Annotated in this window: 10 protein-coding genes and 1 pseudogene; 8 read left to right on the top strand and 3 right to left on the bottom strand. The window is 64.7% G+C overall.

Annotated features, from left to right (window positions below):
- Window positions 1-284, bottom strand: a pseudogene (locus AC1DBN_RS13560) (HNH endonuclease signature motif containing protein); the annotation flags it as partial.
- Window positions 285-577: 293 nt separating this feature from the next.
- Between AC1DBN_RS13560 and AC1DBN_RS13555 the strand changes: the two are divergent.
- Window positions 578-1,144 carry a type 1 glutamine amidotransferase domain-containing protein gene (locus AC1DBN_RS13555; RefSeq protein ID WP_056082925.1) on the top strand — a complete coding sequence of 189 codons (567 nt, stop codon included), beginning with the start codon at window positions 578-580 and terminating at the stop codon, window positions 1,142-1,144.
- A gap of 126 nt (window positions 1,145-1,270) precedes the next feature.
- On the top strand, window positions 1,271-2,749 hold the full coding sequence (locus AC1DBN_RS13550) for a DHA2 family efflux MFS transporter permease subunit (RefSeq protein WP_477723439.1): 1,479 nt from the start codon (window positions 1,271-1,273) through the stop codon (window positions 2,747-2,749).
- 64 nt (window positions 2,750-2,813) lie between these two features.
- Here the strand turns inward: AC1DBN_RS13550 and AC1DBN_RS13545 are convergent, their stop codons facing one another.
- Together AC1DBN_RS13545 and AC1DBN_RS13540 are read right to left on the bottom strand one after the other, a co-directional pair.
- On the bottom strand, window positions 2,814-3,650 hold the full coding sequence (locus tag AC1DBN_RS13545) for an alpha/beta fold hydrolase (RefSeq protein ID WP_091717433.1): 837 nt from the start codon (window positions 3,648-3,650) through the stop codon (window positions 2,814-2,816).
- Between the two features lie 101 nt (window positions 3,651-3,751).
- On the bottom strand, window positions 3,752-4,606 hold the full coding sequence (locus AC1DBN_RS13540; RefSeq protein ID WP_477723438.1) for an alpha/beta fold hydrolase: 855 nt from the start codon (window positions 4,604-4,606) through the stop codon (window positions 3,752-3,754).
- 68 nt (window positions 4,607-4,674) lie between these two features.
- Here AC1DBN_RS13540 and lysS point away from each other — a divergent pair, with 68 nt between their 5' ends.
- The 6 genes from lysS to AC1DBN_RS13510 all read left to right on the top strand — a co-directional run bounded on the left by lysS (window position 4,675) and on the right by AC1DBN_RS13510 (window position 13,077).
- The gene (gene lysS, locus AC1DBN_RS13535; protein WP_091717441.1) at window positions 4,675-6,213 is read left to right on the top strand and encodes a lysine--tRNA ligase; all 1,539 of its coding nucleotides are present in this window, start codon (window positions 4,675-4,677) and stop codon (window positions 6,211-6,213) included.
- Between the two features lie 2 nt (window positions 6,214-6,215).
- Window positions 6,216-6,389 carry a hypothetical protein gene (locus AC1DBN_RS13530; protein ID WP_172829897.1) on the top strand — a complete coding sequence of 58 codons (174 nt, stop codon included), beginning with the start codon at window positions 6,216-6,218 and terminating at the stop codon, window positions 6,387-6,389.
- Window positions 6,390-6,530: 141 nt separating this feature from the next.
- Window positions 6,531-6,866, top strand: a complete 336-nt coding sequence (locus AC1DBN_RS13525) for a histone-like nucleoid-structuring protein Lsr2 (RefSeq protein WP_056082913.1) — start codon at window positions 6,531-6,533, stop codon at window positions 6,864-6,866.
- A 546-nt stretch (window positions 6,867-7,412) separates the two neighbouring features.
- Entirely contained in the window at window positions 7,413-9,905 is a 2,493-nt protein-coding gene (locus AC1DBN_RS13520; protein WP_261618552.1) for an ATP-dependent Clp protease ATP-binding subunit, read from the top strand.
- A 360-nt stretch (window positions 9,906-10,265) separates the two neighbouring features.
- Entirely contained in the window at window positions 10,266-12,407 is a 2,142-nt protein-coding gene (locus AC1DBN_RS13515; protein ID WP_477723437.1) for a S9 family peptidase, read from the top strand.
- Between the two features lie 160 nt (window positions 12,408-12,567).
- Window positions 12,568-13,077 (top strand): amino-acid N-acetyltransferase, encoded by a 510-nt coding sequence (locus AC1DBN_RS13510; RefSeq protein WP_091717447.1) that lies wholly within the window; start codon window positions 12,568-12,570, stop codon window positions 13,075-13,077.
- Window positions 13,078-13,180 lie beyond the last annotated feature (103 nt).

The raw sequence follows: 13,180 nt of genomic DNA, 5'->3' as shown, positions 1-13,180 counted from the left end.
TCGGTGTCCGTGGCGTCCGGCGGTGTCATCGCCTCCTGAAACTCCGCGAACTCCGCAGCGTCCCGGGCTTTACCCGCAGCTACCTGGGCCTCCAGCCTGCTCCAGAACGCCAGCCGCTGCAGCCGAAGCTCCGACTTCCGCTCCAACACATCGATTGCTTCACGGGCCACGGTGTCAGGGTCAGCCCGGTCCAGCTCGAACTCACCCAGGAACAGCGCGTCGAGGCTGGCGACAGAGGCCCGAAGACCCTCCATCGATGCTGCTCCAACGCCCGCGTTTCCCATAAAAGAATCCTCGCGCGAGGGTCTGACATTCCTAGCACCTCAAACTGGCCGCAACCCCAACCCATCGCCCCGCAAGGCAGCTGGCGGAAGCCGCAAGCCGCCGTCGTGTGTTCCAAGAAAACGGGCGGTGCCGCCGAACGGGGCCGCACCCACCCACCACAAATAAAAGATAGTCAGCTTGCTTATTACTTTCGGTTTTCCTAGGCTGGAATCTGTCAGGCAAGCAACTCTCGAAGCAGTGCACTGCGCCCTCACAAAGGAGCGCGGCGGCCGGCTTCAAGCGAGGAGGAACAATGTCAGAACACAACATCGCAGGCAAGAAGGTTGCATTCCTGCTCACGGACGGCGTGGAGCAGGTTGAGCTGACCAGCCCGTGGCAGGCAGTGAAGGACGCCGGTGGCGAGCCCACCCTCGTAGCCCCCGGCAGCGGCAAGCTGCAGGGCTTCAACGGCACGGATAAGGGCGACACGTTTGACGTGGACCTCACCGTCGCCGAAGCCAACGCCTCGGACTTTGACGCACTGGTCATTCCCGGTGGCGTCGTCAACGCAGACCACCTGAGGGCGGACAAGGACGCGCAGAGCTTCACGCGCAGCTTCTTCGAACAGCACAAGCCGGTGGCGTCCATCTGCCACGGACCGTGGGTGCTCATTGACGCCGGCGTGATCCGCGGACGGAACGTCACGTCCTACTTCACGTTGGAAACCGACCTCAAGAACGCCGGAGCCAACTGGACGGACGAGGAAGTGGTGGTTGACCAGGGCCTGGTGACCAGCCGAAACCCCGATGACCTGCCCGCTTTCAACAGCAAGCTCGTCGAAGAAATCGCCGAAGGGCAGCACGCGGGCCAGACCGCCTGACACCTGTTGTTCCCTCAGGGTTTGGGAAAAGATACCGTGCGGAGGAATTACTCCAGCCGGTAGAGTGTTGGCATCTGCAGCGGCCAGGTTCGCGCACCACTCACCACTCTCCCTGAGGGAACACTCATGTCTACCGAAGTATCTCCGAACGCCAATGGCCAACCGGCCCAGGCGGCAGGAACCAAGCCCGCCGCACCGGAGAAAATGTCCCGCGAATCGGTGACGATCATCAGCACCCTGCTGGTGGCCACCTTCGTGGTGATCCTCAACGAAACCATCATGAACGTCGCGCTGCAGCGCCTCATGGTGGATCTCCAGGTGGATGCCCCCACCGTGCAGTGGCTCTCCACCGGCTTCATGCTCACCATGGCCGTGGTCATCCCCGCCACCGGGTTCATCCTGCAGAGCCTCTCCACCCGCGCCGTGTTCATGCTGGCCATGGGACTGTTTGCCGGCGGCACCGCTCTGGCCGCCGTCGCGCCCGGATTCGAGATTTTGCTGCTGGCACGCATCATCCAGGCCGGCGGTACGGCGATCATGCTCCCGCTGCTGATGACCACCATCCTCACCCTGGTTCCGCTGGCCAAGCGCGGTGCGGTGATGGGCAACGTCAGCATCGCCATCTCCGTGGCTCCGGCCATGGGCCCCACGGTGTCCGGTTTGATCCTTGAGCACTTCACCTGGCGTTTCATGTTCGTGTTCGTCCTGCCGGTGGCGCTGGCCGCCCTGGCGATCGGTGCGAAGTACCTGACGAACATCGGCGAAACCGAGAAGACCAAGCTCGATCTCCTGTCCGTCTTCCTGACCGCTCCGGCCTTCGGCGGGCTGGTTTACGGCCTCAGCCAGATCGGCGGCGGCCATGGCGGCCAGGCCGGTCCCAGCGCAGCTGCCATCGCCGCGTTGGTCATCGGCGTTGCGGCGCTGGCGGTCTTCGTGATGCGCCAGGTCCGCCTGCAGAAGGCCTCGGCGCCGCTGCTGGACCTCGGCGCCTTCCACTTCCGCATGTTCACGGTCTCCGTTCTGCTGATGGTGGTGGCCATGATGGCGCTGTTCGGCGGCGTGATCCTGCTGCCGCTGTACCTGCAGGAAGTCCGCGGACTTGGTTCGCTGGAAACCGGCCTGGCGCTGCTGCCCGGCGGCCTGGCCATGGGCCTCCTCGGCCCCGTCATTGGCCGCCTGTTCGACAAAGTGGGGCCGCTGCCGCTGACCGTCACCGGGTCCATCCTGATGGTGGTGACGCTGTGGCAGTTCTCCATGCTCGACGCCGGCACGGCGGTTGCGTGGATCGTCACCTTGCACGTGGGGCTGAGTTTCGGGCTGGCGCTGCTGTTCACGCCTGCGTTCACTACAGGCCTGAACCCGCTGCCGCCGCACCTGTACTCGCACGGCTCGGCGATCATGAGCACCACGCAGCAGGTTGCCGGTGCTGCCGGCACGGCACTGCTGGTGTCCATCTTCTCCGTGGTCAGCGCGACGGCGGGACTCGTCGCCGGGATGAGCGCCGCCTTCATGACGGCAACCGTCATAGCCCTCGCCGCCGTCGTACTTTCCGCGATGATGCGCAAGACCGAAGGTGCGGGCCCGGGCCACGGTCCGGCGCACTAACCAGCTACAGGCTCAACAAAAAAGGCCGTTGCCGCCAGTGGGAGCAACGGCTTTTTTGTGCTGGTCAGCCGGCGTAGAAGTCGCTCAGTTCCTTGACCAGCTTGTCCGGGGCTTTGATGACGCCGTCGTGCCCGAAGCCGGGGAGGATGGTGTAGCTGGAGCCGGACAGGACGTCGTGGATCTGGCCGCAGGCCACGCCAAAGTAGGCGGGGCTCTTCTCGCCCACGACAATCAGCGTTTCGAGGGGCAGTTCCAGGAACGGTTCGGCAGGCATGTCCGCGGCGATAATGGCCTTGATTTCGCGGACGCCCGTGCGCATCAGTTCCCGCTGCTGCTTGCCCTCTGACGTGCCGGCGGTCAGCTTGTTGGCGAGCGTCATCATGGACAGCGGCATGCGGGACGACAGCGGTCCCGGCGCCTCCAGGCCACGCTGGATGACGGCCAGGGCGCGGTCGTCGTCGCCGGCAGCGATGGCGGTCTCGTATTCGCCGATCCAGTCGGCCTTGACCGACTGGTTGACGGACACCGCGGGATCGTAAACGGCCAGGCGTTCCACCGGCAGCGTCCGGGCCGCGTGCAGGGCCACTGCTCCGCCGAAGCTGTGGCCGAAAACGTCAGTGCTGGAAGTGTGTTTCATGACCACGTCTAGGTCGCGGATGTCCACATCCAAGGTGTAATCCTCCGGCTGCGGCGAGGACGAACCACGGCCGCGGCGGTTGAACGTGTGCACCGGCCGGCCCAAGGCCGCACTGAGTTTCTGGGCGAACTTGGTGTAGTCCGCCGCCGTCACCATGGACGGCGGCACGATCACCACCCCTGAGCCGCCGGAAGCAAGGTCAGCGCCGGTGGTAAAGAGCTCCAGAGTGCCGCCGTCGGGGGTCCTGATGTTCTCACGCGTCATGATCTGAGCCTATCTGAGCAACCTGACCGCGGACACAACCCCGCAGTTAACGGGTCCTGGCCGGAAGGCACCTTTCCTGCGCGATGCTGCGGTTGCCTGCCTCAGGCCGTGAAGTACTCCGAGATGTCCGCCACCAGTTCCTTGACGGCGGCAGGGATTGAGCCGTGGAAGCACTTGGGCGAAACCTCGAAGGTGCTGCCGGGGACCGCTGCATGCAGGCGCTGCGCCGTCACCTTGTAATAGCTCGGGCTCTTCCCGCCCGCCATGAAGTGCGTACCGGCAGGCAGCACGCTGAAGTCCCTGGCATGGTCCTTTTCGTTATATGCAGCCCGCAGTTCACCCACGCCGCTGGGCATGACCTGACGGAAGACCTTGTTGACCTTGGTCCGCGACAGAACAGCCATCAGCCCGGCCAACACCGGCTCCGGGATCCTCGCCATGGCCGATCCCGGGCTGGTGGCCTTCTTCATGTGGGCCAGGGCGTGCCCCACCTTGCCGTCATTGACGGCCTTCTCAAAACCGTCCAGCCACTTGATGTCGATGCTGCCGTCGATGTTCACCGCGGCGTCGTAAACGGCCAGCTTGTCGGGGACGTATCCGGTTCCGGTGAATTCCTGGACAGCGTTCAGTGCCACGGAACCGCCCAGGCTGTGGCCCAGGATGTTGCGGGCACCCGTGGCATCCATCACCGTGCGGACATCCTCGATCTCCGTGGCCATCGAGTAGCCGGCCGGCTGCGGCGATGAACTGCCGCGGCCGCGGCGGTCATAGACGTCCACGGCCCAGCCGTCACCCAGGCCCTTGGCCAGCGCGATCGAGAACGGACGGTAGATCAGGGCGGTAAGGAAAGCCCCGCCGATCAGCACCACCCTCTTCTCCCCGGGCGCGTCCTCGGTACCGTAGCTGTACAAGGCCAAGTGGCCGCCGTCGTGCGTGGGAAGGACCTGTTCTTTCACCAGCCCATCGTAGGGTGCGTGCCTGCGGGGCAGCTGAAAGCCCGGTTTTGCAATGCCCGGTAAACTTGATGATTGTGACTTCCCAAAACACCCCCGCTCCCAAGAACGCCCCCGAGCCGCTCGACGCCAGCGAGCAGATGCGCATCCGTATGGAAAAGCGCGCCAAACTCCTCGAGCGCGGCGCCGAAGCGTACCCCGTGGGTGTGGAGCGCACGCACTCCCTGGCGGAGATCCGCGAGAAGTACGCGCACCTGGAAGCTGACGAAACCACCGGGGACGTCGTGGGCGTCACCGGACGCGTGGTGTTCGTACGCAACACCGGCAAGCTCTGCTTCGCCACCCTCCAGGAAGGCGGCACGGACGGCAAGGGAACCCGGCTGCAGGCCATGCTGAGCCTGGCCAACGTGGGTGAGGAAGCGCTGGCCGACTGGAAGGCCCTCGTTGACCTCGGCGACCACGTGTTCATCAAGGGTGAGGTCATCTCCTCTCGCCGCGGCGAGCTCTCCGTCATGGCCGAATCGTGGGGCATGGCTTCCAAGGCCCTCCGCCCGCTGCCCGTGCTGCACGCGGAGCTGAACGAGGAAACCCGCGTCCGCCAGCGCTACGTAGACCTGATGGTCCGCGACGAAGCCCGCGAAATGGTTTACACGCGTGCCGCGATCACCCGTTCCATCCGCGAAACGCTGTTCCGCCACCAGTACGTCGAGGTGGAGACGCCCATCCTCCAGCTGGTCCACGGCGGCGCACTGGCGCGGCCCTTCGAGACGCACATGAACGCCTTCGACCAGAAGATGACCCTGCGGATCGCCACCGAGCTCTACCTCAAGCGCGCCGTGGTGGGCGGCATCGACCGCGTCTACGACATGGGCCGCGTCTTCCGCAACGAGGGCGTTGACTCCACGCACAGCCCCGAGTTCACCACGCTCGAATGCTATGAGGCCTGGGCCGACCAGTTCGTCATGGCGGAGCGCATCAAGGAGATCATCCTCGACGCCGCCGACGCCGTGGGTGCCGGCCGCACCGTCCAGACCGAGGCGGGGGAGATCAACCTCGACGGCGACTGGGCCTGGCTGGCCGTCTACCCGGGGTTGTCCGACGCCGTTGGCCAGGAAATCACGCCGGACACTTCGCTTGAGGTGCTTCGCGATATTGCCGCCAAGCATGAGGTGAAGGTAGACCCCAAGTGGGACGCCGAAAAGACGGTGGTGGAACTGTTCGGCGAGATCGTCGAGCCCACGCTGCTGAACCCCACCTTCGTCTACGACTACCCGCCCTCCGCCCAGCCGCTGGCCCGGCCGCACCGCGAGGACGGACGCCTCATTGAAGCCTGGGACCTCATCATCGGCGGCATGGAGCGCGGTACCGCGTTCTCGGAGCTGATCGACCCCGTGATCCAGCGCGAGCGTCTTACCGAGCAGTCACGCCACGCCGCTGCCGGCGACGACGAAGCCATGCAGCTGGACGAGGACTTCCTCCGCGCCCTCGAATACGGTGCCCCGCCCATGGGCGGCATCGGCCTGGGTATCGACCGGCTGGTGATGCTGTTTACCGGTGCCGGAATCCGGGAAACCATCCTTTTCCCCCTCCTCAAGCCTGAAGGGCACTGACCATGGAGTACGTTGCAGTCCTGCTTCCATCCCTTGTTGTAGGCCTGTTGTTCTGGTTTGCAATGAAGGCTGTATTTAATGCCGATAAATCAGAGCGCCAGGCTGAAGCCCGCGCTCAGGCTGAAGCCGATGCCCAGGCTGGCTTCAGCGACCGCCCGGATACCGGCCGAAAATAGATAAAACCCTCAATCTGCCCCCTGTTATCCCCAGTAGTCATTTTTCGCTTTGACGCGTCGGCATAAAAAGAGCGATAATTTCTTTGGGAAACATCCTGCTTTTCTGAACACCGAAACTTTCCAGCAAAAGGAAGACTCTAAATGGCACAGAAAGTAAACATCATCCTCGTTGATGATCTGGATGGGGGATCCGCAGACGAGAATGTTAAGTTTGGCCTCGATGGGGTCAACTACGAGATTGATCTTTCGGCGGCCAACGCCACCGAACTCCGGTCTTCGCTTGAGCGCTATGTTGGCGCTGCACGCAAGTCCTCCGGCGGCCGCACGGCTGCCAAGGCCAAGGCTCCTTCAGGGAGTGGCCGCAGCCACGATTCGGCACAGATCCGCCAGTGGGCCCGGGATAACGGTTACACCGTTAACAGCCGCGGCCGAATTCAGGCGGAAATCCAGGAAGCCTACCAAAAGGCCAATTCCTAGCTGCCGCAGGACCCTGGTTTAAGCCCTGTTCCCCGTTGCCGGGGAGCAGGGCTTTGTTTATTGGCAGCGATGCCCCGGCTGGGATGCTCCACCTGTCATTCAGGGCGGCCGCCCGTCCCTTTTAGCCTCATCTGGTTTGCCCATCAGGTTTGCGCCATCACAGGCGCCGGCCAGCCGCTGCGCCGCCGTTCGGGAATAATGTCCGGAAGCCCTGGTGCCAGGAATGGCTTTTCGCAGCACAGGGCAAACGCCGAAACCGTGGCAAACATGGAACTGTGGCCAACGCCGGGCTTATCCCCTTTATGGTCAGCAGCACTGATGATCGTTTCAATAATCCAGCGAGTGGACGTGGCCGTTATCCGGGGCGCAGCCGAACACGTAATGCAAAGCCCGGAACGTCCGCGGCACGGCCACCCGCCAACGCTGCGCATCCAACCTTGGGTCAGCCCCTGAAAAGGGTGTGGGTTTCCCCTGTGGCGAACACGCTCCACAAGATTGGGTCGGCCACGTAGCATCAAAGTACGTCGTAGCTAGGAGTGTGGCGAAATGTTTGAGCGATTTACGGACCGTGCCCGTCGCGTAGTTGTGCTTGCCCAAGAAGAGGCACGCATGCTGAACCACAATTACATCGGTACCGAACACATCCTTCTGGGTCTAATCCATGAAGGTGAAGGCGTTGCCGCCAAAGCTCTTGAGTCTTTGAGCATTTCGCTCGACGGCGTTCGCGAGCAGGTGCAGGAGATCATCGGCCAGGGCCAGCAGGCTCCCTCCGGTCACATCCCCTTCACCCCCCGCGCCAAGAAGGTACTGGAGCTCTCGCTGCGCGAGGCCCTCCAGTTGGGCCACAACTACATCGGCACCGAGCACATCCTGCTCGGCCTGATCCGCGAGGGCGAGGGCGTAGCCGCCCAGGTCCTGGTGAAGCTGGGCGCCGACCTCAACCGGGTCCGCCAGCAAGTCATCCAGCTCCTCTCCGGCTACCAAGGCAAGGAAACCACCGGCGCAGGCGTCGGCGGCGGCCAGCCCGAAGGCGCCCCTGCAGGTTCGGTGGTCCTGGACCAGTTCGGCCGCAACCTCACACAGGCTGCCCGCGAGAACAAGCTGGACCCCGTCATCGGGCGCGAGCAGGAGATGGAACGCGTCATGCAGGTCCTCTCCCGCCGCACCAAGAACAACCCTGTCCTCATTGGTGAACCCGGCGTCGGTAAGACGGCCGTCGTCGAGGGCCTGGCCCAGGCGATCGTCCGCGGCGACGTCCCGGAGACCATCAAGGACAAGCAGCTTTACACCCTGGACCTCGGTTCGCTGGTGGCAGGCTCCCGCTACCGCGGTGATTTCGAAGAGCGACTGAAGAAGGTCCTCAAGGAGATCCGCACCCGTGGCGACATCATCCTGTTCATCGATGAGATCCACACCCTGGTGGGTGCCGGTGCTGCCGAAGGCGCCATCGATGCGGCCTCGATCCTGAAGCCCATGCTGGCCCGCGGCGAGCTGCAGACCATCGGTGCCACCACGCTGGACGAGTACCGCAAGCACATCGAGAAGGACGCCGCCCTGGAGCGCCGCTTCCAGCCGATCCAGGTCAAGGAACCCTCCGTGGCACACGCCATCGAGATCCTCAAGGGCCTGCGTGACCGCTACGAGGCACACCACCGCGTCACCATCACCGACGGCGCACTGGCCTCCGCGGCCAGCCTCGCCGAGCGCTACATTTCGGACCGCTTCCTGCCGGACAAGGCCATCGACCTGATCGACGAGGCCGGTGCCCGACTGCGCATCCGCCGCATGACCGCTCCGCCGGAGCTCAAGGCCATGGACGAGCGCATCGCCAAGCTGAAGATGGAGAAGGAATCCGCCATCGACGCCCAGGACTTCGAAGGCGCTGCAGCGCTCCGCGACAAGGAGCAGAAGATGATCTCCGAGCGGTCGGAGAAGGAACGCCACTGGAAGTCCGGCGGCATGGACGACATCTCCGAGGTGGATGAGGATCTCATCGCCGAGGTGCTGGCGAACTCCACCGGCATCCCCGTTTTCAAGCTGACCGAGGAAGAGTCCTCGCGCCTGCTCAAGATGGAAGACGAACTGCACAAGCGCGTGGTGGGCCAGGACGAGGCCATCAAGGCACTGTCCCAGGCCATCCGCCGCACCCGTGCAGGACTCAAGGACCCCAAGCGTCCCGGTGGCTCGTTCATCTTCGCCGGCCCCACCGGCGTCGGCAAGACCGAGCTCGCCAAGGCACTCGCGGAGTTCCTGTTCGGTGAAGAGGATGCCCTCATCACCCTGGACATGTCCGAGTACTCCGAGAAGCACACCGTTTCGCGGCTCTTCGGTGCCCCTCCGGGCTACGTGGGCTACGAAGAGGGTGGCCAGCTGACCGAGAAGGTCCGCCGCCGTCCGTTCTCCGTGGTGCTGTTCGACGAAGTGGAAAAGGCCCACGCGGACCTCTTCAACTCGCTGCTGCAGATCTTGGAAGACGGCCGCCTGACCGACTCCCAGGGCCGCGTGGTGGACTTCAAGAACACCGTGATCATCATGACCACCAACCTCGGCACCCGGGACATCTCCAAGAGCGTCGCCACCGGCTTCCAGTCCGGCACCGACACGCAGACCGGCTACAACCGCATGCGTGCCCGCGTCACGGAGGAACTCAAGCAGCACTTCCGCCCCGAGTTCCTGAACCGTGTTGACGACGTCGTGGTGTTCCCGCAGCTGACGCAGGACGAGATCATCGAGATCGTGGACCTGTTCGTCAACCGGCTGGAGAAGCGCCTCAAGGACAAGGACATGGGCATCGAGCTCACGCCCGCCGCCAAAGTGCTCCTGGCCACCCGCGGCTACGATCCCGCCATGGGTGCCCGGCCGCTGCGCCGCACCATCCAGCGCGAGATCGAGGACCAGCTGTCCGAGAAGATCCTGTTCGGCGAGATCCACCCCGGCGACATCGTCGTAGTGGACGTCGAAGGCGAAGGCGATGAAGCGAAGTTCACCTTCGCCGGCAACGCCAAGCCACGCATCCCGGAAATCGCCCCGAGCGTCTAACCGGTCAGAAGTACACCAGCGAAAGCCCCGCCACTCCGCGAAGGAGCGGCGGGGCTTTCGCTTTTCCTTCCAGTGGCTGATTCCGGTGGCGGCCATCAGAGATTTCCCGGCGCCTGCTCGTTCCTCGCTTTGACGGCGCCCATATAAATCCCTGATGCCCGCCACCTCGTGCATTGGTGGGCGTTGAGCGAAGCGCAGGCGCCGGGGTCATTTGTGTAGCTTGCGTCAAAGCGACGAAGGAGCAGCAAGCGGCAAATGGCGCCGGTGGCGGCGCACCCCGGCCCTAACGGATCCAACGCATCAGCGTGTCGGCTTCTGAAGGTTTGTGACGGGCGGCACAAACCGTGTTGAATCGGAAGCATGGCTAATCAGAATCCGGCGATCCCGGACGAGCAACCACTGACCCCCTTCCACGACCTTGACCACTTCCTGTCCATCCCGCGCGTTGGCGGCCTGGCCCTGAGCCCCGACGGAACCCGTCTGGTCACCACGGTCAGCACCCTCAACGGCAAGGGCACCGAGTTCGCCACAGCGCTGTGGGAACTGGACCCGAAAGGCCAGAAGCATGCCCGGCGCATCACCCGCAGCGCGAAGGGCGAGGCGGGAGCGGCCTTCGCGGCCAACGGCGATGTCTATTTCACGTCCGCACGCCCCGATCCGGACAGCCCCGAGGAAGACCCCGTCAACGCGCTGTGGCTCCTTCCGGCCGATGGCGGCGAGGCCCGCGTGGTGCTCAGCAGGCCGGGTGGCGTCAGCCGGGTGATGACGGCCCAGAGTGCGGACGCAGCCTTCGTGGCCGCCGAGGTCCTGGCAGGCTCCGCCGATGAGGAAGACGACGCTGAACGCCGCAAGTCCCGCAAGGACAAGAAAGTGTCAGCCATCCTGCACAGCGAGTACCCGGTGCGCTACTGGGATGCCGACTTGGGGCCCGGCCAGCCAAGGATCTTCGCGGTGGAACCGGGCGGGGACCAGGCCGGGGGCAAGCCCGGAACCGTGGACGCCACGGCACCGCTGGCCCTTCGCAACCTCACGCCGGAGGCTGGGCCGCGCCTCCGGGAAGCTGACGCGGTGGTCAGCCCCGACGGCCGGACGGTTTATACCAGCTACACCAAGCCGTTGGCCAAGGCGGACAGCCGCTCGGTGCTGGTGGCGGTGGATGTCGCCTCCGGCAGCCTGAAAGTGCTGCTCGACACCGAAGGCATGAGCTACTTCCCGGGACCGGTCAGCCCGGACGGCAAGACCCTGGCGGTGGTCAGCGAGAGCGATTCCACCCCGCAGCGGGCCCCTGAAATCAAGCTGCACCTGCTCGACGTTTCGGGCAGTGCGGAAAATGCCGCCGAAGCCGCCGCGGACGGGGCGGGCCTGCAGCCGCTCGCCCACGATTGGGACCGCTGGCCCAAGCCTGCCGCCTGGCTGCCGGACGGTTCCGCGCTCCTGGCCACCGCGGACGACGACGGCGCGTCGCCGGTCTTCCGGATCAGCGTCCCGGCTGCTGCGGCTGAAGTGGGCGTGGCCCGGGTGAGCCAGGACGCCGCGGCCTACTCCGACGTCGTTGTTTCTCCCGAAGGCCGGTACGCCTACGCCCTGCGGAGCTCCTACGAATTTCCCGCTGAAGCCGTTCGGATCGACCTTGCGACGGGGGAAACCACGCGGCTGCCTGCGCCGGCCGAGCGGCCGTCATACGCAGGCAGGTTGGAGCGGATCGCCGCCACTGCGCCGGATGGTTCGCGGGTCCCCGCCTACCTGGCCCTGCCGGAAGGTGCGTCGGCGGACAACCCGGCGCCGCTGCTGCTGTGGATCCACGGCGGGCCCCTGGGCTCTTGGAACGCCTGGACCTGGCGGTGGAACCCCTGGCTCCTGACAGCCAAGGGCTACGCGGTGCTGCTGCCGGACCCGGCACTGTCCACCGGCTACGGCCAGGCGTACATCCAGCGCGGCTGGGGCGCGTGGGGCAAGGCGCCCTTCACGGACCTGATGGCTGTCACGGACGCCGCAGTGGACCGGGCGGACATTGACGAGACGCGGACGGCTGCCATGGGCGGATCGTTCGGCGGCTACATGGCCAACTGGGTCGCGGGAAACACAGACCGGTTCAAAGCGGTGGTCACCCACGCCAGCCTGTGGGCTCTGGACCAGTTCGGTCCCACCACGGACGCCTCGCAGTACTGGTTGAAGGAAATGACCGAGGAAATGGCGCTGGAGAACTCGCCGCACCTGCACGTCGGGAAGATCAGTTCGCCCATGCTGGTGATCCATGGCGACAAGGATTACCGGGTGCCCATCGGCGAGGGCCTGCGGCTTTGGTACGAGCTGCTGTCCAAGTCAACGCTCGCGGCGGACCAGGACGGCCAGACCGCCCACCGGTTCCTGTACTTCCCGGATGAGAACCACTGGATCCTGCAACCGCAGCACGCCAAGGTCTGGTACGGGGTAGTGGAGTGGTTCCTCGCAAAGAACGTCCTGGGCCAGGACCTGGACCTGCCGGAAGAACTCGGGCTCTAGATTTGATTGGCGCACCTTTAGCGAAGTGAAGGTGACGGGGTCATTTGTGTAGCTTGCGTCAGAGCGACGGAGGAGCAGCAAGCGGCAAATGGCGCCGGCACCGGAACGCCCAACCCGAAGTCACCGAGCCGAAAGCCCTTCGCCTCGTAGGATTGAACCTGTGACTGACTCCTTCCACATCCGCCCTGCCCGCACCAGCGACGTTTCCGCCATCAAGAAACTGGTGGCGCCGCTGGCCGAGGAGCGCATCCTGATGGCGAAGGAGACGGTGGCGTATTACGAGAGCCTCCAGGAATTCAAGATCGCCGAGTCGGACGACGGCGAGGTGATCGGCTGCGGGGCGCTCCACGTCATGTGGGAGGACCTGGCCGAAGTCCGCACGCTCGCGGCGTCGGGCGACTGGCGCGGCAAGGGCGTGGGGCACGTCCTGGTTGAACGGCTGCTGGAGGAGGCCCGCGCGCTTGGGGTGGCCCGGGTTTTCTGCCTCACGTTCGAGGTGGACTTCTTCAAGCGCCACGGGTTCGAGGTCATGGCTGACCAGTCGGCCGTGGATCCGGTGGTCTACTCGGAGCTCCTGCGCTCCCATGACGAGGGCGTGGCGGAGTTCCTTGACTTGGCCCGCGTGAAGCCGAACACCCTGGGCAACACCCGGATGATCCGGGTCCTCTAGCAGGGCCGCCGGGTCTCTCCGGTCCTCTCCGGCCCGGAGAACAGGCCCGCCCAAAGCAAAAAACATTGCATTTCATTCTGACCTGCACTTCCTTTTACTCGAA

Source organism: Pseudarthrobacter sp. 10T415 (assembly GCF_056394175.1).
Note: the sequence above shows the minus strand (reverse complement) of the source record. Positions and strands in the feature narration are given on the sequence as shown.

Excerpts from the sequence above, each read along its gene's own strand:
- AC1DBN_RS13555 (WP_056082925.1), top strand. The coding sequence starts at position 578 with ATGTCAGAACACAACATCGCAGGCAAGAAGGTTGCATTCCTGCTCACG.
- AC1DBN_RS13520 (WP_261618552.1), top strand. The coding sequence starts at position 7,413 with ATGTTTGAGCGATTTACGGACCGTGCCCGTCGCGTAGTTGTGCTTGCC.
- AC1DBN_RS13545 (WP_091717433.1), bottom strand. The coding sequence starts at position 3,650 with ATGACGCGTGAGAACATCAGGACCCCCGACGGCGGCACTCTGGAGCTC.
- AC1DBN_RS13515 (WP_477723437.1), top strand. The coding sequence starts at position 10,266 with ATGGCTAATCAGAATCCGGCGATCCCGGACGAGCAACCACTGACCCCC.
- lysS (WP_091717441.1), top strand. The coding sequence starts at position 4,675 with ATGATTGTGACTTCCCAAAACACCCCCGCTCCCAAGAACGCCCCCGAG.
- AC1DBN_RS13530 (WP_172829897.1), top strand. The coding sequence starts at position 6,216 with ATGGAGTACGTTGCAGTCCTGCTTCCATCCCTTGTTGTAGGCCTGTTG.
- AC1DBN_RS13525 (WP_056082913.1), top strand. The coding sequence starts at position 6,531 with ATGGCACAGAAAGTAAACATCATCCTCGTTGATGATCTGGATGGGGGA.
- AC1DBN_RS13550 (WP_477723439.1), top strand. The coding sequence starts at position 1,271 with ATGTCTACCGAAGTATCTCCGAACGCCAATGGCCAACCGGCCCAGGCG.